Consider the following 22,076-nt stretch of genomic DNA (forward strand, 5'->3'; position numbering starts at 1 on the left):
GACAAAACAAGGAGCAGGCAATGCGCTCATCAAAAGTCATTCATGTAGTCAGCTGCCACGCCGAAGGCGAAGTCGGCGATGTGATCGTCGGCGGCGTCGCCCCACCACCGGGCGCCACTGTGTGGGAACAATCGCGCTGGATCGCCAAGGATCAGACACTGCGCAACTTCGTGCTCAACGAACCTCGCGGCGGTGTATTCCGCCACGTCAACCTGCTGGTGCCGGCCAAGGCCCCTCGGGCGCAGATGGCCTGGATCATCATGGAACCGGCGGACACGCCACCGATGTCCGGCTCCAACTCGCTGTGCGTCGCCACGGTGCTGCTGGACAGCGGCATCCTGCCGATGACCGAACCGCAAACCCGGCTGGTGCTCGAAGCCCCCGGCGGCCTGATCGAGGCCGTGGCCGACTGCCGTGATGGCAAGGTCGAGCGGGTTGAAATCAAGAACGTGCCCTCCTTCGCTGACCGCCTCGACGCCTGGATCGAAGTCGAAGGCCTCGGCTCATTGCAGGTCGACACCGCGTATGGCGGCGACAGTTTTGTGATCGCCGACGCCGAACGCCTGGGCTTTTCCATTCGTCCTGATGAGGCTGCCGACCTGGTGGCGGTCGGGTTGAAAATCACTCGCGCGGCCAATGAACAACTGGGCTTCGTCCATCCGCTGAACCCCGAGTGGTCACATATTTCCTTCTGCCAGATTGCCGCGCCCATCGTCGTTGAAAATGGCATCGCTACTGGCTCCAATGCGGTGGTGATTCAACCCGGCAAGATCGACCGCTCGCCCACCGGCACCGGCTGCTCGGCGCGCATGGCGGTGCTGCAGGCCAAGGGCTTGATGCAAGTGGGCGAGCGTTTTATTGGGCGTTCGATCATCGGTTCCGAATTCCACTGCCGCATCGATTCCCTGACCGAAGTGGCCGGACGCCCGGCGATTTACCCGTGCATTTCCGGCCGGGCCTGGATCACCGGCACCCACCAATTGCTGCTCGACCCGAGCGATCCGTGGCCACAGGGCTATCGCCTGTCAGACACCTGGCCGGGTGCCTGAAACTCCCCCAGACCAACGGCTACCAAAAACCCTGACTAATTGAAAAAAACACTAGCAGAATCCTTAGCATTTAAAATATCGTATACGAAATACAATTAACGAACCGGAGGCAACAATGAGCAAGCGTATTAACTGGAGTGGCGTCTTCCCCGCGGTGACCACTCAATTCAACGATGACTTCACCATCAACCTGGAAAAAACCCATCAGGTGATTTCCAACGTGATCCGTGACGGCGTATCGGGCCTGGTGGTGTGCGGTTCGGTGGGGGAAAACACCTCATTGACCGCCGAAGAAAAAATCGCCGTGACCGAAGTCGCGGTCGACGCCTCCCGGGGCCGCGTGCCAGTGATCTGTGGTGTGGCCGAGTTCACCAGCGTGCAAGCGGCCAAGGTCGCCAATGCTGTGCGCCGGGTCGGTGTCGACGGCGTGATGCTGATGCCGGCGCTGGTCTACGGCTCCAAACCGTTCGAGACCGCCGAGCATTACCGCTACGTGGCGAAAAACGCCGACGTACCGCTGATGGTCTACAACAACCCGCCGATCTACAAAAACGACGTCACCCCGGACATCCTGATTTCCCTGGCCGACTGCGACAACGTGGTGTGCTTCAAGGATTCGTCCGGCGACACCCGTCGTTTCATCGACGTGCGCAATGAAGTCGGCGACCGTTTCGTACTGTTCGCAGGTTTGGACGACGTGGTGCTGGAAAGCATCGCGGTGGGTGCCGAAGGCTGGGTCTCGGGCATGTCGAACGTGTTCCCGAAAGAAGGCGAGACCATCTTCCGCCTGGCCAAGGCCGGTCGCTTCGCCGAAGCCATGCCGATCTACGAATGGCTGATGCCGATCCTGCACCTCGACGCCCGTGCCGACCTGGTGCAGTGCATCAAGCTCTGCGAAGCCATTGCCGGTCGCGGCAGCGCGCTGACCCGTCCGCCACGCCTGGCACTGCCGGAAGCCGATCGGGTGTTCGTCGAGCAGATCATGGCCAAGGCCCTGGCCAATCGTCCGGAGTTGCCAGACGTCGGTCTCTGAGTGATTGCCGGGCGGGTCTTTGCGGACCCGGCCCGGCTGCCTGTTTTTGCGCCTCTACAGGAAACGCCAGCATGTCCAATCCTCTACACACGCAAAGCGCAACCACCCCCTCGGGACTCAAACGCGTAGTGGCCGCTGCCATGGCCGGCACTGTCGCCGAGTGGTACGAATTCTTTCTCTACGGCACCGCCTCGGCGCTGGTCTTCGGCCAGTTGTTCTTCCGCCAGACCGACAGCCCGATTGACGGCATCATCGCCGCCTTCGCCCTGTACGCGGTCGGCTTTCTCGCCCGCCCATTGGGCGGTCTGGTGTTCGGTCACTACGGTGACAAGTTCGGTCGCAAGCGTCTGCTGCAACTGAGCCTGGTGGTGGTCGGCATCACGACTTTTCTGATGGGTTGCCTGCCCGGTTTCGACAGCATCGGCTATGCCGCGCCAGTGTTATTGGTGTTGCTGCGGCTGATCCAGGGCTTTGCCTTTGGCGGTGAATGGGGCGGTGCAATTCTGCTGGTGTCCGAACACTGCCCGGACAATCGCCGAGGCTTCTGGGCCAGTTGGCCGCAAGCCGGGGTGCCGGCCGGTAACCTGGTGGCCACCGTCGCGCTGTTGCTGTTGTCGTCGAACCTGTCGGAGGAACAATTCCTCGCCTGGGGCTGGCGCGTGGCGTTCTGGTTCTCGGCGGTGGTGGTGCTGATCGGCTACTGGATTCGCACCAGCGTCGATGACGCGCCGATCTTCAAACAAGCCCAGGCCCGTCAAGCGCAGACCAAGCAGCAACAGCTGGGCGTGGTCGAAGTGCTGCGTCATCACTGGCGCGCCGTGCTGGTCGGGATTGGCGCACGCTTTGCCGAGAACATCCTCTATTACACCGTAGTCACCTTTTCAATCACCTACCTGAAACTGGTGGTGCACAAGGACACCTCGGAAATTCTGCTGCTGATGTTCGGTGCGCACCTGGTGCACTTTTTCCTGATTCCGTTGATGGGGTATTTGTCGGATATCGTCGGGCGCAAACCGATCTACCTGACCGGCGCAGTGCTCACCGCATTCTGGGGCTTTATCGGTTTTCCGATGATGGAGACTGGCAACAACTGGCTGATCATGGCGGCGATCATTCTGGGCCTGGGCATCGAGTCGATGACCTACGCGCCTTACTCGGCGCTGATGGCCGAGATGTTCCCGACCCATGTGCGCTACACCGCCCTTTCACTGTGTTATCAGGTGGCGCCGATCTTCGCCGGTTCCCTGGCACCGCTGATCGCCATCACCTTGCTCAACAAATATCACAGCTCGACACCCATCGCCTGGTACCTGGTGGGCGCCGCGTTGATCTCCATCGTCGCCGTCGGCCTGACCCGGGAAACCCGTGGCAAGTCGTTGCACCAGGTGGATGCCGAATCCGCTGCGCGCATTGCTGCCCTCGATAGCGCCGCGCCGGCCACACGCCGGGGTGATTCATTGGCCTGAACCCTGTAGGAGCGAGGCTTGCCCGCGAAGACGGTCCGACATTCACCATTGATGTTGTCTGACACACCGTCTTCGCGGGCAAGTCGGATCGCCGCACCGCTCGCTCCTACAGATCCCGGTCATCTTTTTTGATAGGAGTTTTCCATGCCCCAGATCATTGGCCACAACTACATCGGCGGCGCCCGCAGCGCCGCTGGCAGCATCACCCTGCGCAGCCACGACGCCAGCACCGGCGAAGCGCTGGCCTACTCGTTCATGCAAGCCACCGCCGAGGAAGTGGACGCCGCCGCCCAAGCTGCGGCGGCGGCCTACCCGGCCTTCCGCAATCTGCCGGCGACTCGCCGTGCAGAGTTTCTTGAGGCCATCGCCGCGCAACTGGATGCGCTGGATGATGAATTCGTCGCTCTGGTCACCCGCGAAACGGCGCTGCCGACCGGGCGCATTCAAGGTGAACGCAACCGTACCAGCGGCCAAATGCGCCTGTTCGCCCAGGTTCTGCGCCGGGGCAATTTCTATGGTGCGCGCATCGACCGTGCCTTGCCCGAACGTCAGCCACTGCCACGGGTCGACCTGCGCCAATACCGGATCGGCGTCGGTCCGGTGGCCGTGTTCGGCGCCAGTAATTTCCCGCTGGCCTTTTCCACCGCTGGCGGCGACACCGCTGCCGCCCTGGCCGCCGGTTGCCCGGTGGTGTTCAAGGCCCACAGCGGACACATGGCGACCGCCGAACGCGTGGCCGACGCAATCATCCGCGCCGCCGAGCAAACCGACATGCCCAAAGGTGTGTTCAACATGATCTACGGCGCGGGCGTCGGCGAAGCGCTGGTCAAGCATCCGGCGATTCAGGCTGTCGGTTTTACCGGCTCGTTAAAAGGTGGTCGCGCCCTCTGTGACATGGCCGCCGCCCGGCCACAACCGATCCCGGTGTTCGCCGAAATGAGCAGCATCAACCCGGTGCTGGTATTGCCTGAAGCCTTGCTCGCGCGTGGCGAGAAAATTGCCGGTGAACTGGTGGCGTCGGTGGTCCAGGGTTGCGGTCAGTTCTGCACCAATCCGGGGTTGGTGATCGGTATGCGCTCACCCCACTTCAGCGCTTTCATCACATCGCTCAGTACTTTGATGGCCGAACAACCGGCGCAAACCATGCTCAATGCCGGCACCCTCGGCAGTTACGAAAAAGGCGTGCAGGCCTTGCTCGACCATCCGGGAATAACCCGCCTGGCAGGCCAGGACCAACACGGCAATCAAGCGCGGCCGCAACTGTTCAAGGCCGATGTCAGTCTGCTGTTCAAAGGTGATCCGCTGTTGCAGGAAGAAGTGTTCGGCCCGACCACCCTCGTCGTCGAAGTGGCCGACAAGGCCGAGTTGCGACAAGCGCTGAACAGTTTGCACGGTCAGCTCACCGCCACGTTGATTGGCGAAGCACAGGACTTGAAGGAACACGCCGATCTGCTGGTACTGCTGGAACAAAAGGTCGGCCGCGTGCTGTTCAACGGCTACCCCACCGGCGTCGAAGTCTGCGATGCCATGGTGCATGGCGGCCCCTACCCGGCAACCTCCGACGCCCGTGGCACGTCGGTCGGCAGCCTGGCTATCGAGCGCTTCCTGCGCCCGGTGTGCTACCAGAACTGCCCCGACGCCTTGTTGCCCGACGCCCTGAAAAACGCCAACCCGTTGGGCATTGCGCGACTGGTTGATGGCAACAGCCACCGCGAACCGGTTTAACAACACGACCTCCTGTGGGAGCGAGCCTGCTCGCGATAGCGGTGTGTCAGTCAACGAAAATGTTGAATCCGATACCCTCATCGCGAGCAGGCTCGCTCCCACAGGAGTGGGCGCCCGTTTCATTCAAGCCAGCAACGCTTTCAGGTCTTTGTACAGCGCCTCGGGAATCTGCACCCCCTCCACCACACTGCGTGCCCGCGCCGCATAACGCCGTTGCGACGGCAAGCGTGCACCCTGCCCTTCAATGCCCTGAAACAACACTTCGGCCCGGGCCAAATGTTCCTCGGTGGCCGCCCCCAGAAAACGGCGCGGATCCAGCGCGATGATCAACTCGCCATGGTACGGCGACGACTTGCTGCCCGCGTCATAGGCCAGCGACTCGGCACTGGTCAAATCACCGATCAAAGGCCCGGCGATCAACTCCACCATTGCCGCCAGCGCCGAGCCCTTGTGCCCGCCGAACGTGAGCATCGCGCCGCTGTCGAGCACGACGTTGGCATCGGTGCTCGGTCGGCCCTCAGCGTCCACGCCCCAACCCTCGGGAATCGCCTTGCCGGCACGCCGATGCAACTCGATATCACCCCGGGCAATCGCACTGGTGGCAAAGTCGAATACAAACGGATCCTGACCTGCACGCGGCCAGCCAAAGGCAATGGGATTGGTGCCGAACACCGGCACACGTCCCCCGGCGGGTGCCACCCAGGCATGACTCGGATTGCACGCCAGCGCCACCAACCCGGCGGCGGTCAACTGCTCGATCTCCACCCACAGCGCCGAGAAATGCACACAGCGATTGATCGCCAACGCCGCAATCCCGTTGGCCCGGGTTTTCTCCGCCAGCAACCCAAGCCCCGCCTGAAACGCCAACTGCGAAAAACCACCACCGGCATCCACCCGCACGATCGACGGCGCCTGGTCGATCACCTGCGGCTCGGCATCGGCCGACACCTTGCCGGCCCGCAGGGAATTCACGCAGCCCAGAATCCGGTACAACCCGTGAGAGGCACAGCCATCGCGCTCGCCGGCGATCACCGTCGCCGCCACCGCTTGCGCATGGGCCAGATTAAAACCGTTGTGCAACAGGATCGATTCGGCCAGTTCACAGGCTTCGATCAGGGTCAGTCGGATCATGCTCATCTCCTTGGACAGACCGGTCAGGGTGGTCTATTTGCAAGAAGGTGGCTTGATGGGTTTTGGCGCGGGGGGTGACGATATTGGCACAGGGGTGGTGAAGGGGCGGGCTGCGGTCGTCTTGCATCATGGCACGCTCAGTCAACTCTGGCCGTTATGCTCAAGCATCACGTATACCCAGGAATTAAAGTCGAAGCGCCAGGGGAAGTTACCCCGCTCACAATTCCAAGAATAGAGCCACTGCGATGAGCCTGACAAAATCCCTGCCAGCCTGCCTGGCACTCACCTTCGCATCATTTGCCGCACATGCAGCAGATGGCCCTCCACCCCCCTCGGTGAACCAGCCCAGCGGCATCAACCTGGGCGGCACCAGTTTTTACGATGGTTTTGCGGGACCACCCGGGTTGACGCATCAGACCTATCTGAAATTCAGCACCGCAAGCAGCATCAGGGACAATGCAGGCAAGGATAATGGCGCCTTTGATAATCCGAAGATCAACGTCATCACGCTGATCAATCAGCTGAGCTATTACTCACCCGACACCATCGGGGGCGGTGCGCACCTGGGCTGGAGTTTGTTGGTGCCCATCGTCTCGCTGGACGGCGACTTCGGAGACAACGGTGCCAAGCTCCAGGATAACGCCACCGGCCTTGGTGACATCACGGTTGGGCCTCAGGTCCAGTTCGATCCGATCGTCGACGCCCACGGCAGGCCGGTTTTTGTGCAGCGTGTGGCCTTCGATACCATCCTGCCAACGGGTAAATACGACAAACATAAAGACCTGAACCCAGGCTCCAACTACTTCTCTCTGAACCCCTACTGGGCAGCGACCTGGATGCCCGCACCGCGCTGGGAGGTGAGCTGGAGGTTGCAGTACCTGTACAACTTCAAGAACGACGACCCCGCCAGCAGCTCGGCGCAATATTTCGAAGGGCAATCCGTACGTGACACCCAGGCAGGACAGTCGGCGTGGGCCAACTTCACGGCCTCGTATGAAGTGATCCCAAAGGTCTCGGTCGGCATCAACGGGTACTACTTCAGGCAGATATCGGATGACGAGGTCAACGGAGGCAGGCTGAGCAATTCTCGGGAAAAGGTATTGGGCATTGGCCCGGGCCTGTTCTGGAAAATCACCGAAGACAAAGCCTTTTGGCTGAACACCTATAAAGAGACCGGCGTCGAAAACCGCTCCCGAGCGGATTACCAGGTGCAGGTTCGTTACGTTCACAAGTTCTGACTGACGTGTGCGCCCGCTCCTGCATGAGGAGCGGGCCTTCTGACCCGAGGTGATGCTTCATGAACGCGCTCGACTCCATCGACAGCAAAAAATCATTGGGCGCTATTTGCCTGATGATGGTCATTTCCCTAGGGACGCTGCAAATCCAGCCTATTCTGGGTGGCGCGTTGATCGATCAACTCGGCTTGCCGCTCAATGCAATAGGCGCCATTTTCGCAACAGAGCTTATTGCGATGGCCATCGCGTGCGGTGTTTGCGCCCTGTTCATGGCGAGCATCGACCGGCGCCGCTTCGCCCTGGTTGCATTGTTGATCCTGGCGTCAGGCAATCTGGCCAGCACTCAACTGCACAGTCAGACTTGGCTACTCATTTGCAGAATGATCTGCGGCGCAAGCGGCGGCGCTGTTATGGCGGTTGTCTACGCTACAGCAGCACTGCGCACGTCTAAAGATGCAACGTTCGCCGTCATCAATATCGGCAATCTGCTCTGGGGCATGCTGCTGGTGACCTCCATGCCCATGATCGTGCAAACATTCGGCGTGAATGGTGCGTTTTCCCTATTGGCCATCACCAGCGTGCTAGCGGCGTTGGGTTGCCGGAGGGTGCCCAAGCGCTACCCGGAAACACACCGTTCGGCCAACCTCTCGACTCCGCCATTTGGTCTCACGTCCATCCTGTTGATCATGCTGTTTGCGCTGCTGTTTTTCGGACATTCCGCCCTGTGGGTTTACCAGGAGCGCATCGGCAAAAGCATTGGCCTGGAGCCGCAGCAGATTGGTGGCATTCTCGGAGGCAGCATCCTTGCCGGCGCCCTTGGAGCAGGTCTTGCCGGGCTGATCGGACGTCGCCTGGGCTTGCTGTTTCCACAACTATTGAGCTTCGGCACAGCGTTGCTGGCGACCCTGGTCATGGTCTATGGCGATAGTGCCGTTGCTTTTGCCGCCACTGCCTGCCTGATCCATATGGTGTGGTTTTTCAGCCTGCCTTACCTGCTGTCCATGGCGGCAGAACTGGACCCTTCCGGTCGACTGGCGGGTTTGGGTAACGCCGCCATTTTTATCGGCCAGGGGCTCGGCCCGTTTGGTGCAGCACTTGTCGTCGGTGAGGGACACTTCCGGGCCGTCGGATGGCTGGCCGCCTCAGCCTATTTGGCAGCCTTGATTATCTCGTGTCTGGTCGTTGCACGCTTTCGTCGAGGCGTGAAGCCGGCCGAGCCGGCAATGTCCCCCCAATCGGTCTGAACGCTCACCCTGAACCTGAACGAAACCGCCTATTAATGAGATGACCTGATGACTATTCCATTCCCTCAAACCCCTGAGTTTTCCGGTGCGCTCTATACGCCCAGCCGCGTAGAAGCAGAAGTGTTCGATCTCGAGATTGAAGGTGCCCTTCCCGCCTCGATCCGTGGGACTTTTTATCAGGTCGCGCCAGACCCGCAGTACCCACCGATGCTGGGCACCGATATCTTTTTCAACGGTGACGGAATGGTCAGCGGGTTCTACTTCGCAAACGGCAAGGTTTCGCTGCGACGTCGCTACGTGAAGACGGATCGGTTGCTGGCCCAGCGTCGTGAAGGTCGTTCGCTCAATGGTCTCTATCGAAACGCCTACACCAATGATCCGCTTGCGGCGAAGAACAACACCACCGCGAACACAACCGTCGTACCACACAACGGCGTCCTGCTTGCACTCAAGGAAGATGCCATGCCTTGGGCAATGGATCTCGAAACGCTGGAGACCCTCGGCGAATGGAATTTTGACGGGCAGATCAAATCAGCGACGTTCACCGCACACCCCAAGCTCGACCCGGCAACAGGAAACCTCCTGGCATTCAGCTATGAAGCCAAAGGAGAAGGCACGCCTGACCTGGCCTATTTCGAACTCTCGCCGGACGGAAAGCTGCTGCATGAGATCTGGTTCCAGGCACCTTATGCAGCCATGGTTCATGATTTCGCGGTAACCGAACGCTACGTCGTGTTCCCACTCATTCCGTTAACAGTGGACATCGAACGCATGAAAAACGGGGGGCCGCACTTTCAATGGCAACCCGATTTACCTCAACTTTTCGCTGTCGTGCCACGCAACGGGAGCACGCAGGACGTTCGTTGGTTCAAGGGCCCCAAGGAAGGTTTCCAGGGGCATACGCTCAATGCGTTCGATGAGGATGACAAGGTTTACGTCGATATGCCGGTCACCGGCGGGAACATCTTCTACTTCTTCCCCCAGGCGGACGGTTATGTCCCACCGCCTGAAACGCTGGCTGCCAGCCTGATGCGCTGGACCTTTGACCTGAACGGTTCGCAGGACGACATTCAACCGCAGCCACTGACTGACTACCCCTGCGAGTTTCCAAGGTGTGATGACCGCTACATCGGTCGAAAGTACGGGCACGGCTTCCTGCTCGCCTTTGATCCGCAGCGCCCCTACAACCCCGAGAATGGACCGATACCGTTTCAGTTTTTCAACTTGCTGGCTCACGTGAACCTGAAAACAGGAACCACCGACGCCTGGTTTCCCGGTGACAGCGGATGCTTCCAGGAGCCCATTTTCATTCCGCGCTCCCCAGATGCAGAGGAAGCCGATGGCTATGTCGTTTCCCTGCTCAATCTCATCGCAGAGGGCCGTAGCGAGCTCGTCGTTCTGGACTCTCGTGACATGGAAAGTGGCCCGATTGCGCGAATCAAAATCCCGTTCCGGATGCGCATGTCGCTGCACGGGTGCTGGGCACCGAGCTGACGCATTCTGTGTCGTGTTGCCGAATGCAGGTCCCGCCCGCTGCTACGGATCGCTGACGGGTATTAAGCCCTCGTCCCGTTTCCAACCTCGCACAACATCGTTGCCATCCGCATACCGTACGGGTGGCACACCTTCCTCATCTCCCTTTTTCCCTCGATCCTTCGGTCCGCAAAAAACTGCCAACTTTACAAAAATTTCATATTTTAGGATTTATGCACAAATCCTACTTTACAGGATTTATCTGCAAGACTAGATTAACCCTCATTGCATCCCGTGCGCATGCACCACTCTCTAAGGAGACTCCATGAAACTCGCGAGCTTTATTGTGCAAGGTCGTAGCACCTACGGCGTCGTCGAAGGCGATCAGGTCATTGATCTGGAATCGCTCAAGCCAACCTTCGGCACCGATCTCAAGCAAGCCATTGCCAACAATCGCCTGGGCGAGCTGACCAGCGTCGCCCTGGCGAACCTGCCGCGCATCCCTCTGACTGAAGTGACTTTCCTGCCCGTCATCCAGAACCCGGGCAAGGTGCTGTGCATTGGCATCAACTACGCCACTCATGTGCGCGAAACCGGTCGTGAGATGCCGACCTACCCGATGATTTTTACCCGCTTCGCCGACAGCCAGACCGCCCACCTGCAACCCATCATTCGCCCAAAGGCCTCGCACAAGCTTGATTTTGAGGGCGAGCTGGCCGTGGTGATCGGTAAAACGGCACGTCACGTCAAGCAAGCCGACGCGCTGGACTATGTAGCCGGTTACGCCTGCTACAACGACGGCAGTGTCCGCGACTGGCAGAAGCACACCATTCAGTTCGTACCGGGCAAGAACTTCCCTAACACCGGCGGTTTCGGCCCTTGGTTAGTCACCAGCGATGAGATCGGTGACCCACAGGACCTGGAATTGACCACTCGCCTGAATGGCGAAGTGATGCAGCACACCAGCACCAGCGACATGATTTTCGATGTACGCAAGCTGATTGAATACTGCTCCACCTTCACCGAGCTGGCCCCCGGCGACGTCATTGTCAGTGGCACCACCGGTGGCGTCGGCGCGTTCCGTGAGCCGCCGGTGTGGATGAAGCCAGGCGATGAAGTCGAGATCGAAATCTCTCGAATCGGCATCCTGCGCAACAGCATATGTGACGAGCAGTAAACCATGGCCAAACTACACCCATCGGAACAACTGCCAGAACAGGATGCCGACACCAAAGGTTCAAGCCTGGAGCGCATGCTGCGGGTACTCGACCTGTTCACCGAAGAGAGCCCTATCTGGGCTGTCGACGACATGGGCGGTGCATTGGGATTCACCCGTTCGACTATTTACCGCTACGTGCGCGAACTGGCCGAGGCGAACTTGTTGTTCCAGGTCGAAGCCGGGCGTTACGCGCTCGGTGCCCGGATCATTACCTGGGACCGTCAATTGCGGCTAAGCGACCCTTTGGTGCGCGCCGCACAGTCACTGGAGCCGAGCTTCCCACGGTGGAGCGAGCAACAAGTCTGGCTGATCTGCCGGCTGTTCAAGGACCAGGTCGTCTGTATTCATCAGCACGGCGACTTGTTCAGTGAGGTCAGCTATTCCCGCGGTTCACCCAGACCCTTGCTTCTGGGTGCGACCTCCAAGGCGATCCTCGCCAACATGACCTCGCGTCAACACAGTCAGCTATTTCTGGAGAAACCCGACGAGGTGCGCGCCAGCAACCTTGGCCAGACCTGGGAACAGTTTCGCCGTTCGCTGCAGCAATTGCGTCGTCAGGGTTATGTCGCCAGTGCAGGCGAGGTCGACGCTGGGGTCTATGGCCTCGCGGCACCGATCTTCGACGGCGATGGCAAGGTCGTCGGCAGCATCAGCTGCGTTCGCCCGATTCAAGAACGTGACAGTGCTCAGGAAGAGGGACAAGGACAGCAGATTCTCGCCCTGGCGCAGGACCTGTCGCAGCGCATGGCTGCGCTCGCCAACCGTCCCAGGCAACTGGACTGAGCCATCTGGAAGGGAATAACAATGACAACCCTCAAAAGTTTCACCACCCAGGTACTGATCATCGGTGCCGGTCCTACCGGACTGACCCTCGCTAACCTGCTTGGCCAGGCCGCTGTGGACACCCTGATCATTGATCGCAAGCCCGGCACCGTGACCGAGCCCCGGGCCGTTTCGATCGATGACGAGTCCTTGCGCACCATGCAGGCCATCGGGCTGGATGAAGCCGTGTTGCGTGATGTGGTTCCTGGCTACGGCGTGCATTATTTCACTCGCCCCGGCGGCCGCTGCTTCGGCAAAGTCGAGCCTACCGGCAAGTTGTATGGGTTCCCCAAGCGCAATGCATTTCGCCAACCGCTGTTCGAGCGGACTCTCAAGACAGGCCTCGAACGCTTTGCCAGTCTGAAGGCATGGTTCGGCCATGAGCTGCTGGAATTCAGTCAAGACCAGCACGGCGTACGCGCACTGATCCGTAACGCCGATGGCGAGATGATAGACGTCAGCGCTGCCTATCTGGTTGCCTGCGACGGCGGCCGTAGCCCGGTGCGCAAGCAACTCGGGATTGAGATGGTCGGGTCGAGCTTCTCCTCGCGCTGGCTGGTGGTCGATACCGATCAGGATGACGACCCGTTCTGGCAAACACGCGTGTATTGCGATGCAAGACGTCCCGTCGTCGAAGTGCCAGGCCCCCACCGTACTCGCCGATTCGAGTTCCTGCTCAAGCCGGATGAAACGGATGAGCAGGTGCTCAGCGATACTCGCCTGCAGGCGTTACTTCGCCCATTCAAGGGTGATGCCCCGGTTTCCATCGTGCGCAAGACTGTTTACACCTTTCACGCCCGGGTCGCCGAGCGGTGGCAGGTCGACCGCGTGTTTCTCGCCGGCGATGCCGCGCATCTGACCCCGCCCTATGCCGGACAGGGCATGAACAGCGGTGTTCGCGATGCGCACAATCTGGGCTGGAAGCTGATCGGCGTGCTGAAGGGAAAAATGGCTGAAACCGCCCTGCTGTCTTATGAAAGCGAGCGTCGCGATCATGCGTGGGCGCTGATCAAACTGGCCTTGAACCTCGGTGTGGTCATGGCACCGGCGACCATCCTGCGCGCTCGTCTGATAAGCGCTGCATTCGCCCTGATCGGCTTGCTGCCACCGTTGCGGGACTATTTCCTGCAAATGCGCTTCAAGCCTAAACCCCGGTTCACCAAAGGGTTGGTACTCACCAAAGGTGAAGCTGGGAAACTGTCTTGCGGGCAGATGTTCCCTCAACCGATGCTCACCGATTCCCATGGCCACGAACGTCTTCTCGACGAAGCCATCGGCGCCGGCTTCGCCTTGATTCAATACGGTGAGCCTACCGGCCAACGTATCGATGAACTCAAGCATGACCTCTGGGACCATCTTGAAGCCAAACGCATCCTGATCCTTCCCGAGCACGTCAACACCATGCCTTCGATTCCTGGCTGCACGGTGCTCCAGGACCGTGAGGGTTTGCTCAAAGGAATACTGGGCGATTCAAACAAGTTTTTACTGCTGCGCCCTGATCGCTATATCGCCGCCATCTTCGACAGGGCCACGGAAACAACGGCGGCCGAATCGTTGCAGTCGCTGTTGGGCATCGCCATGGCGAGAAGCAGCGAAATCGAGCCGGGCATCGCCCCCGTCTTTCATTGAACCCAGCCACAGAGGTGTTTATGCAAACACTCCAGACTTCCACACCCGCACGCCTGTGCTACCTGCACCTGGCGAGCAAAGAGCCGCAACGGCAAATCGATTTCTATCGGCGGATGCTGGATATGGACAGCCTGGCGCAGGCCGACGGCAGCTGGATACTCAGCGGCCCGCAACGCGCCATGCTCGTGTCTCCTGCCGACCACTGTGGTCTGCTCGCGGCAGCTTTTGACCTGGGTAATCAGGCTCGACTGGGAGAGCTGCGCGTTCGCCTGATCGAGAACGGCTGTGCTGTCGAAGACATTGACTCGCCGTTGCTCGATCCGGGGGCCTTTCTGATTCGTGACCCTCAGGGCCGGGAAACACTATTTGGCGTGGCTCGCGACGATACCCGGGCCGATCGATCAGGCATGCCCGGCCGCCTGCAGCACGTGGTATTCCAGACCACTGAACTGGAAGCCATGATCGATTTCTACGTCAATACGGTGGGGTTTACCGTCTCGGACAATGTCGTCGATGAGCAGACCGGCCAGCTCATGACGTGTTTCCTGCGCTCGGACGATGAGCATCATACGTTGGCGTTTTTCCGCGGCTCGAAAAACGAATGGGATCACCATTGTTACGAAACCAACGAATGGAATGACATCCGTGACTGGGGTGATCGCTTCGCCAAGGAACGTATCACCCTCTTCTTCGGCCCTGGCCGACATGGGCCGGGCAACAATCTTTTTTTCATGGTGGTCGATGCCGATCGCAACCGCCTGGAGTTCTCGGCCGAGCTCGAAGTAACCGATGCCTCCCGCCAACCCGGTGTCTGGCCACAGGAGGAATACACGCTCAACTCCTGGGGACGCGCCTGGATCAGGAGTTGAGCACTTTTCACCTACAGCGTTTGCACCCTCAACTTCCTTGAACGACGCGGCCACCTGCCTGCGAAGGTAAGACTATGACGACTCAACAGCTCGCCCCCTACGCCATCAATGGCGACCAATACATCAACGGCACCTGGTGCGCAGGTCGCTCCTCTCGACGCCTGGATGACCGTAACCCCTTCAATGGCGAACAGCTGCTGGAGATGCCGCTGGCATCGATTGCCGATCTCGATGATGCCTATCAGGCTGCACATCGTGCGCAAACGGCGTGGGCACAGCTGCACCCGACACAGCGCAGCGCACAACTTGAAAAACTGGCGCACGTCATCCAGAACCGCAGCGAAGAAATCATCGACTGGCTCATTCGTGAGTCCGGTAGCACCCGTATCAAGGCGAGCATGGAATGGCAGTTCACGCTGAACCTTGTTCGTGAGTGCGCAGCGTTGCCGATGCAGGTTGAAGGACGGATCCTGACGAGCTACAAGCCCGGCGAACAGAGCTTTGTCTTTCGTGAACCCCTGGGTGTGGTCGGTGTGATCAGCCCGTGGAACTTTCCCTTGTACCTGAGTATGCGTTCGGTGGTGCCTGCACTCGCGCTGGGCAATACGATCGTGCTCAAACCCGCCAGCGACACGGCGGTGACCGGCGGCCTGCTGATTGCCCATCTGTTCGAAGAAGCAGGCTTCCCGAATGGTTCGCTCAATGTCGTGGTCGGCGCGGGTTCGGAGATTGGCGACGCTTTCGTCGGACATCCAGTGCCGAGCCTGATCTCGTTTACCGGCTCAACCGATGTCGGTCGCAATGTCGGCCGCATTGCAACCGGTGGCAAACACATCAAACGCGTGGCGCTGGAACTGGGCGGCAACGCTCCCCTGGTGGTCCTGGATGATGCGGACATTGAGATAGCGGCCCACGCCGCAGTGGTCGGGCGCTTCCTGCACCAAGGCCAGATCTGCATGAGCGTCAACCGAGTGATCGTCGACCGCTCGCTTTATGCAGACTTTTCGGCGCTGGTGGTGGAGCGCGTGCGCAACCTCAAGACTGGCGACCCCGCCAAGGCAGATACCGTGATCGGGCCGGTGGTCAATCAGAACCAGCTCGATGGCTTGCTGCGTAAGATCGATACGGCCCAGAGCGCTGGCCTGAAACGGCTTTGTGGCGGTCAGGCATCCGGGCTGGTGCTGCCCGCCCATGTATTCGGTGAAGTGGGAGCCGATCAGGAATTGGCGCGCGATGAAACGTTCGGGCCATTGCTGCCGCTGCTGATCGCAGAAAACGAAACCCATGCCCTGGCGTTGGCTAACGCCAGCGAGTACGGCCTGTCCAGCGCAGTGTTCACCCGGGACATGGCCCGCGGCTTGAACTTTGCCCGTGGCATTGTGGCGGGAATGACTCATATCAACGACATCACCGTCGATGATCAGCCCAATGCACCCTTCGGTGGTGAAAAGAACTCCGGCCTCGGACGCTTCAATGGTCATTACGCCCTGGATGAGTTCACCCGTGCCCATTGGGTCACCTGGCAGCCTGGAGGCCATCACTACCCTTTCTGATCATTTGCCAACATTGACCCTGCCAGGATTGGGCAAGTTTTGACCCTTTGCCCAGTCAGCAAATAACAATAAAAAAGAGGCGAAAAATGAACAACTTAGCCTGTGTGTCTACCGATCAGATCGTTCGCTCCGACCGACTGATGAAGTGGAAAGAGTTCATGAGTGATCACCTGGGCCGCACGCCGGAGTATATAAAACGCCTGGAGTCGACGGTCATCGACCCGTTGCATGACAGCAACTTTCAGGGACGACTGGAGTATGGAGATTTGGGTCAGTTGCGCTTCTGTCGAATGACCGCCAGTGCCCATCGATATTCACGCCATCTGAGCAAAGCGGTCGACTCGCTCGACACCCCACGCATGTTGATACTGCAGATTGCTGGCGTCAGTCATTTCGAGCAAAGTCAACAAAGCAGCGTATTGGCACCTGACGAAATGCTATTGGTCGACTGTGGCAAACCTTTCAGCGTTACCAGCACTCAAGGCTGCGAACACTTCATCCTGCTGTTCCAGGGGACGCCCGGACAGCCCGCGCGAACAGGCGATGTGCACCTTAACGGTCGTAATGGACTGGGCCGCATGCTGATGCATTTGATCAGCGATGCCTACAACCAATACCCCTTGCTCAACAGCAACTCGGCCGGGCTGATCGGCGACAGCATCGCCGGGCTTCTGGATAACGTTCTGAAGAACAAACAGGAAGAAAAGCAACTCGAACACGACTTCCGCTTCTTCAAGCAGAACCGCCTCAAGGCCTATATCGAGCGTCACCTGGCCGACCGCGACCTGACCATCGAACGCATCGCCAACGCCGAACAGTGCTCGGTGCGCAGCTTGCATCGAGCGTTCCAGGATGAACTGGGTTGCAGCGTCAGCGAATACATCTGGCAACGGCGTTTGTCGCGCTGCGCCGAAGATCTGCGCAACCGGGAACATGCCCATCGCTCGCTCACCGAAATTGCCTATGCCTGGGGCTACGGCAGCAGTTCCCATTTCAGCAGGCACTTCAAATCGACGTTCGGCATGTCACCTCGGCTATTCCGTGATACCGCGAACGACATCAGAGTGAAATCGACTGCCGCATAATCAATTCCACCCGCCGCCCATCACCTTGTACAACGTCACCCGGTTGCTCTGCTCGGTCAGACGCAGGGTGATCAGGTCCTGCTGCGCGCTGTAGAGTGAACGCTGGGCGTCCAGGGCTTCGAGATAACTTTGCGAACCGCCACGGTACAGGGCGTCGGACAGTTCGAAGCTTTTGCAGCTGGCGTCGGTCAACGCTTGCTGGGCCGCGATGCGTCGATCCAGTGTGCTGCGCACCGCCAAGGCATCGGCCACTTCCTTGAAGGCGCTTTGCAGCGTTTGCTGGTAGGTCTGCACCTGGATCTCGCGCTCGGTCTTGGCCGAGTCCAGCGTCGCGCGGTTACTGCCGCCATCGAAGATCGGCAGGCTGACGCTCGGGGCGAATGTCCAGGCGCCGCTGCCGGACTTGAACAGACCGGACAAGGCCGAGCTTGAGGAACCGGCATTGGCCGTCAGACTGATGCTCGGAAAGAACGCCGCACGGGCCGCACCGATGTCGATATTGGCCGACTTGAGCGTGTGTTCGGCGGCCAGCACATCCGGACGCCGTTGCAACAGGCTGGACGGAAGCTCGGCCGGCACCTGAACCAGCGCCGCAGCCGATTCCAGGTTCGCGCCTGGCAACAGCTCCTCGGGAATATCGCTGCCGACCAGCAGGCGCAAGGCATTGCGGTCCTGAAGAATCTGGCTTTCATAGACCGCCGCGTCACCCCGGGCCGACTCCACGGTGGTTTGCGCCTGCGCCACAGACAGACCGGAAGAACCACCCAGTGCGTGGCTGCGCTGGGTTAGTTCGTAGGTCGCCTGCTGACTGCGCAAGGTCTCCTGGGCCAGGTGCAGGCGTTCATTGTCAGCCGCCAGGGTCAACCACGCCGTGGCCACTTCGGCCACCAGGCTGATCTGCGTGCTACGCCGGGTTTCGGTCAGTGCCAGATAGTCTTCCAGCGCTTCGTCCTGAAGGTTCTGTACCCGCCCGAACACATCCACTTCATAACTGCTCAGGCCCAGTTGCGCACTGTAGTCATGAGTGGTGGCCGCCGAGCCAGTGTTGGACAACGAGCCGGGCGTGCGGCTGTGAGTGCCGCTGACGCTGGCATCGATCGAAGGCAAAGACTCGGCTCGCTGGATGCGGTACTGAGCCTGCGCCTTTTCGATGTTGAGGCTGGCCAGACGCAGGTCGCGATTGTTGGCCAGGGCCAGGGACTGCAAGCGCGCCAGACGGCTGTCAGTGAAGAACTGCTTCCACTCGATATCGGCGCTTACTTCCCCCTTGGGCGTGCTGGCGGGCGGCAGCCATTGTTCAGAGACTGGCGCTTGCGGGCGCTCATACTGCGGCGCCAGATTGATACAGCCACCGAGCAGCGCGAAGACGGCCAGCAGTGGCCAGCGAAACTTGATCATGCATCACCTGACTGGGTGGATTGGATGGAGGTCGAAGTCGTGGAAACGCGGCCAAACCGGCGACGGATCTGCACGAAGAACAGCGGTACGAAGAAGATCCCCAGCACCGTGGCGCTGAACATGCCGCCCAGTACGCCGGTACCGATGGCCTGGCGACCGGCGGAGCCGGCACCGGAACTCAATGCCAGTGGCAGCACGCCGAACATGAACGCCAGGGACGTCATGAGAATGGGCCGCAGGCGTTGCCGCACGGCGATCAGAGTCGCCTCCCGCAAGCTGTTGCCCTGCTCTTGCAGATGCTTGGCGAACTCGACGATCAGAATCGCGTTTTTGGCCGCCAACCCCACGGTGGTCAACAGCCCGACCTGGAAGTACACATCGTTGCTCAAACCACTGAAACGGGTCGCCAGCACCGCGCCGACCACACCCAACGGCACCACCAGCATCACCGAGAATGGCACCGACCAACTCTCATAAAGCGCGGCCAGGCAGAGGAAGACAAACAGCACTGATATCCCGTAAAGCAACGGCGCTTGCGAACCGGAAAGGCGCAACTGATAGGACTGCCCGGTCCACTCGTAACCGATGCCTTCCGGCAATTGCTTGATAATCGCTTCCACCGCATCCATGGCGACCCCGGAACTTACCCCCGGAGCAGGATCGCCGACCACCTCCAGCGACGCGTTGCCGTTGTAGCGTTCCAGCAACGGCGAGCCATAGCTCCACGAACTGCTGGCGAATGAGGAAAAAGGCACCATCTCATTGTTGCTGTTGCGCACGAACCAGTGCTCCAGGTCGACCGCCTGCATCCGCGACGAAGCCTGGCCCTGAACGTAGACCTTCTTCACCCGGCCCTGGTTGAGGAAGTCATTGACGTAAGTGCCGCCCAACGCCGTGGACAAAGTGGCATTGATGTCGCTGGTGCTCAGGTTCAAGGCCCCGGCCTTGCGATCGTCGATGCTGACCTTGAGCTGCGGTGAGTCGTCCAGGCCATTGCTGCGTACCCCCAGCAGTCGAGGGTCTTTGTTGGCCAGTTCGATAAACTTCTCCCGCGCCGCCACCAGCGCATCATGCCCCAGGCCACCGAGATCCTTGAGTTGCAGGTCGAAGCCGGAAGACTGTCCCAGGCCCCGCACAGCCGGGGGTTGCATGACGAACACATTGGCATCGCCAATGCTCGACAGCGCCATGGTCGCCCTCTGGGCGATGGACGCCGAATCCTGCCCTGCCCCCGACCGCTCGCTCCAGTCCTTGAGCCGGATAAAGGCGCGGGCGGTGTTCTGGCTGTTGCCGTTCATGCCCAAGCCAGAGATGCTGATCAGCGCCTCGACTTCCGGTTGTTCGAGGATGTAGCTTTCGAACTGCTTCACCACTGCTTGAGTGCGGCTGTCCGTGGCCCCCACCGGCAACTGCACCTGAGCCATGAGAATGCCCTGGTCTTCATCAGGCAGGAACGAAGTCGGCAGGCTGAAATAGCCGGCCGCCATTGCCAGCACCACCAGCCCATAGACCAGCAGACTTGTGCGTCCATGCTGAAAAATGGCCCCCACCCATCCTTTATAGGCCTCGGCGCCGCGTTCGAAGGTGCGGTTGAACCCACCGAAGAACCCGCCTTGAGCACCGTGACCCAGCGCATCGGACGGCTTGAGCAGGGTCGCGCATAACGCCGGCGTCAGCGTCATGGCCACCAGCACCGAGAGCACCATGGCCGAAACGATGGTCACCGAAAATTGCCGGTAGATGATCCCCGTAGAGCCGCCAAAAAACGCCATGGGAATGAACACGGCACTGAGCACCAGGGCAATGCCGACCAGGGCGCTGGTGATCTCATCCATCGACTGACGCGTGGCGGCCAGGGCCGACAGCCCCTGTTCGCCCATCACCCGCTCGACGTTCTCCACCACCACAATCGCGTCGTCCACCAGCAGGCCGATGGCCAGGACCATGGCGAACATGGTCAGGGTGTTGATCGAGTAGCCAAACAGCGCCAGTACGCCGAACGTACCGAGCAGCACCACCGGCACGGTGATCGCCGGGATCAGCGTGGCCCGCAGGTTCTGCAAGAAGAGGAACATGATCAGCACCACCAGGACGATGGCTTCGCCCAAGGACTTGACCACCTCCTCGATGGACAGGCTGACAAAGGGCGTGGTGTCGTAGGCAATCACATTCTTCAGCTGCATTTGCGTCGGATAGAACGGCTCCAACGCCTTGAGTTTGGCCTTCACCGCTTCGCCGACTTCCAGGGCATTGGCGCCAGCGGCCAACTGCACGCCCATGGCGGCGGCGGGCTTGCCGTTGAGGGCTGAACTGACGTCGTAGCTTTCACTGCCCAGCTCGACTCGCGCCACATCCCCCAACAGCACCACGGCGCCATCACTCGTGGACTTGACCACGACATTGCGAAACTCTTCGGCGGTTTGCAGTTTGCTGCGGGCACTGATGGTGGCATTCAGTTGCTGCCCGGCCACCGCTGGCAATGCACCGAGCTGGCCGGCGGAGACTTCGGTGTTTTGTGCTTCCAGGGCGCTGCTGATGTCCGAGGGCATCAACGCGTATTTTTCCAGCAGGGCCGGGTCCAGCCAGATGCGCATGGCATAGCCTGAGCCCAATGTCTGCACATCGCCTACACCGTCGATACGGCTGATGGCGTCGAGCAAGGTGCTGGAAATGTAGTCACCGATCTGGGTGCCGGTGACGCTCGGGTTGTCGGAAGCCAGGGCGACAATCATCAGGAAGTCCGAACCGCCCTTGGTCACCGTCAAGCCTTCGCTCTGTACCGATTGAGGCAGTCGCGACTCGGCCTGTTGCAGCTTGTTCTGCACCTGCATCTGCGCCACATCCGGGTTTGTGCCGGCGGTGAAGGTCAGGTTGATGCTGGCACTGCCCGCCGAGCTGCTGGAGGCCGACATGTAGGTGAGGTTATCCAGGCCTTTCATCTGCTGTTCGATGACCTGGGTCACCGAGTCTTCCACGGTCTTGGCCGAGGCGCCGGTGTAGGTGGCGGAAATACGAACCGTCGGCGGCGCGATGTCCGGGTACTGTTCCAGCGGCAACTGACTGATCGACAAGGCCCCGGCGAGCATGATGACAATGGCGATGACCCAGGCAAAAATCGGCCGATCGATAAAGAAACGCGCCATGC

Annotated in this window: 16 protein-coding genes; 13 read left to right on the forward strand and 3 right to left on the reverse strand. The window is 60.1% G+C overall.

The annotated features are described in order from the left end of the window. The first annotated feature begins 20 nt into the window (after nt 1–20). The 4 genes from KGB14_RS00230 (at nt 21) to KGB14_RS00245 (ending at nt 5,273) form a co-directional block, all read left to right on the forward strand. Complete coding sequence (locus tag KGB14_RS00230; protein ID WP_223483576.1) at nt 21–1,049, forward strand: trans-3-hydroxy-L-proline dehydratase; 1,029 nt, start codon at nt 21–23, stop codon at nt 1,047–1,049. Nucleotides 1,050–1,164: 115 nt separating this feature from the next. Next, nucleotides 1,165–2,082, forward strand: a complete 918-nt coding sequence (locus KGB14_RS00235; RefSeq protein ID WP_030132201.1) for a dihydrodipicolinate synthase family protein — start codon at nt 1,165–1,167, stop codon at nt 2,080–2,082. Nucleotides 2,083–2,153: 71 nt separating this feature from the next. Then, complete coding sequence (gene abaF / locus KGB14_RS00240) at nt 2,154–3,548, forward strand: fosfomycin efflux MFS transporter AbaF (protein ID WP_223483577.1); 1,395 nt, start codon at nt 2,154–2,156, stop codon at nt 3,546–3,548. Between the two features lie 144 nt (nt 3,549–3,692). Next, entirely contained in the window at nt 3,693–5,273 is a 1,581-nt protein-coding gene (locus tag KGB14_RS00245) for an aldehyde dehydrogenase (NADP(+)) (protein WP_223483578.1), read from the forward strand. Nucleotides 5,274–5,396: 123 nt separating this feature from the next. Here the strand turns inward: KGB14_RS00245 and KGB14_RS00250 are convergent, their stop codons facing one another. Next, nucleotides 5,397–6,404, reverse strand: a complete 1,008-nt coding sequence (locus KGB14_RS00250; RefSeq protein ID WP_223483579.1) for an Ldh family oxidoreductase — start codon at nt 6,402–6,404, stop codon at nt 5,397–5,399. A 245-nt stretch (nt 6,405–6,649) separates the two neighbouring features. Between KGB14_RS00250 and KGB14_RS00255 the strand changes: the two genes are divergently transcribed. The 9 genes from KGB14_RS00255 (at nt 6,650) to KGB14_RS00295 (ending at nt 17,533) form a co-directional block, all read left to right on the forward strand. Next, a complete protein-coding gene (locus KGB14_RS00255; RefSeq protein WP_223483580.1) occupies nt 6,650–7,642 on the forward strand; it encodes a transporter in 993 nt (330 codons plus the stop codon). A 59-nt stretch (nt 7,643–7,701) separates the two neighbouring features. After that, nucleotides 7,702–8,883, forward strand: a complete 1,182-nt coding sequence (locus KGB14_RS00260; RefSeq protein ID WP_223483581.1) for an MFS transporter — start codon at nt 7,702–7,704, stop codon at nt 8,881–8,883. Nucleotides 8,884–8,931: 48 nt separating this feature from the next. Beyond that, the gene (locus KGB14_RS00265) at nt 8,932–10,377 is read left to right on the forward strand and encodes a carotenoid oxygenase family protein (protein ID WP_223483582.1); all 1,446 of its coding nucleotides are present in this window, start codon (nt 8,932–8,934) and stop codon (nt 10,375–10,377) included. A 304-nt stretch (nt 10,378–10,681) separates the two neighbouring features. Beyond that, nucleotides 10,682–11,533: a fumarylacetoacetate hydrolase family protein gene (locus KGB14_RS00270; protein WP_223483583.1), complete on the forward strand. Its 852-nt coding sequence runs from the start codon at nt 10,682–10,684 to the stop codon at nt 11,531–11,533. 3 nt (nt 11,534–11,536) lie between these two features. Continuing rightward, entirely contained in the window at nt 11,537–12,358 is an 822-nt protein-coding gene (locus KGB14_RS00275) for an IclR family transcriptional regulator (protein WP_223483584.1), read from the forward strand. 21 nt (nt 12,359–12,379) lie between these two features. Next, entirely contained in the window at nt 12,380–14,026 is a 1,647-nt protein-coding gene (locus tag KGB14_RS00280; protein WP_223483585.1) for a bifunctional 3-(3-hydroxy-phenyl)propionate/3-hydroxycinnamic acid hydroxylase, read from the forward strand. Nucleotides 14,027–14,046: 20 nt separating this feature from the next. Then, nucleotides 14,047–14,895 (forward strand): VOC family protein, encoded by an 849-nt coding sequence (locus KGB14_RS00285; protein ID WP_223483586.1) that lies wholly within the window; start codon nt 14,047–14,049, stop codon nt 14,893–14,895. Nucleotides 14,896–14,969: 74 nt separating this feature from the next. Continuing rightward, the gene (locus KGB14_RS00290; protein ID WP_223483587.1) at nt 14,970–16,448 is read left to right on the forward strand and encodes an aldehyde dehydrogenase family protein; all 1,479 of its coding nucleotides are present in this window, start codon (nt 14,970–14,972) and stop codon (nt 16,446–16,448) included. 86 nt (nt 16,449–16,534) lie between these two features. Then, the gene (locus tag KGB14_RS00295) at nt 16,535–17,533 is read left to right on the forward strand and encodes a helix-turn-helix domain-containing protein (RefSeq protein WP_223483588.1); all 999 of its coding nucleotides are present in this window, start codon (nt 16,535–16,537) and stop codon (nt 17,531–17,533) included. Here KGB14_RS00295 and KGB14_RS00300 read toward each other — a convergent pair whose 3' ends face one another. Beyond that, nucleotides 17,534–18,931 carry an efflux transporter outer membrane subunit gene (locus KGB14_RS00300; protein ID WP_223483589.1) on the reverse strand — a complete coding sequence of 466 codons (1,398 nt, stop codon included), beginning with the start codon at nt 18,929–18,931 and terminating at the stop codon, nt 17,534–17,536. Next, nucleotides 18,928–22,074, reverse strand: a complete 3,147-nt coding sequence (locus KGB14_RS00305) for an efflux RND transporter permease subunit (protein WP_223483590.1) — start codon at nt 22,072–22,074, stop codon at nt 18,928–18,930. The genes KGB14_RS00300 and KGB14_RS00305 overlap by 4 nt, the downstream gene beginning before the upstream one ends. Between the last annotated feature and the right edge of the window lie 2 nt (nt 22,075–22,076).

The sequence above is a fragment of the Pseudomonas sp. A-RE-19 genome (assembly GCF_019956555.1).
Taxonomy (GTDB): Bacteria; Pseudomonadota; Gammaproteobacteria; order Pseudomonadales; family Pseudomonadaceae; genus Aquipseudomonas.

Bases quoted from the DNA above. Each gene is read 5' to 3' on its own strand.
- KGB14_RS00230 (WP_223483576.1), top strand. From the start codon at position 21: ATGCGCTCATCAAAAGTCATTCATGTAGTCAGCTGCCACGCCGAAGGC.
- KGB14_RS00235 (WP_030132201.1), top strand. From the start codon at position 1,165: ATGAGCAAGCGTATTAACTGGAGTGGCGTCTTCCCCGCGGTGACCACT.
- abaF (WP_223483577.1), top strand. From the start codon at position 2,154: ATGTCCAATCCTCTACACACGCAAAGCGCAACCACCCCCTCGGGACTC.
- KGB14_RS00245 (WP_223483578.1), top strand. From the start codon at position 3,693: ATGCCCCAGATCATTGGCCACAACTACATCGGCGGCGCCCGCAGCGCC.
- KGB14_RS00250 (WP_223483579.1), bottom strand. From the start codon at position 6,404: ATGATCCGACTGACCCTGATCGAAGCCTGTGAACTGGCCGAATCGATC.
- KGB14_RS00255 (WP_223483580.1), top strand. From the start codon at position 6,650: ATGAGCCTGACAAAATCCCTGCCAGCCTGCCTGGCACTCACCTTCGCA.
- KGB14_RS00260 (WP_223483581.1), top strand. From the start codon at position 7,702: ATGAACGCGCTCGACTCCATCGACAGCAAAAAATCATTGGGCGCTATT.
- KGB14_RS00265 (WP_223483582.1), top strand. From the start codon at position 8,932: ATGACTATTCCATTCCCTCAAACCCCTGAGTTTTCCGGTGCGCTCTAT.
- KGB14_RS00270 (WP_223483583.1), top strand. From the start codon at position 10,682: ATGAAACTCGCGAGCTTTATTGTGCAAGGTCGTAGCACCTACGGCGTC.
- KGB14_RS00275 (WP_223483584.1), top strand. From the start codon at position 11,537: ATGGCCAAACTACACCCATCGGAACAACTGCCAGAACAGGATGCCGAC.
- KGB14_RS00280 (WP_223483585.1), top strand. From the start codon at position 12,380: ATGACAACCCTCAAAAGTTTCACCACCCAGGTACTGATCATCGGTGCC.
- KGB14_RS00285 (WP_223483586.1), top strand. From the start codon at position 14,047: ATGCAAACACTCCAGACTTCCACACCCGCACGCCTGTGCTACCTGCAC.
- KGB14_RS00290 (WP_223483587.1), top strand. From the start codon at position 14,970: ATGACGACTCAACAGCTCGCCCCCTACGCCATCAATGGCGACCAATAC.
- KGB14_RS00295 (WP_223483588.1), top strand. From the start codon at position 16,535: ATGAACAACTTAGCCTGTGTGTCTACCGATCAGATCGTTCGCTCCGAC.
- KGB14_RS00300 (WP_223483589.1), bottom strand. From the start codon at position 18,931: ATGATCAAGTTTCGCTGGCCACTGCTGGCCGTCTTCGCGCTGCTCGGT.
- KGB14_RS00305 (WP_223483590.1), bottom strand. From the start codon at position 22,074: ATGGCGCGTTTCTTTATCGATCGGCCGATTTTTGCCTGGGTCATCGCC.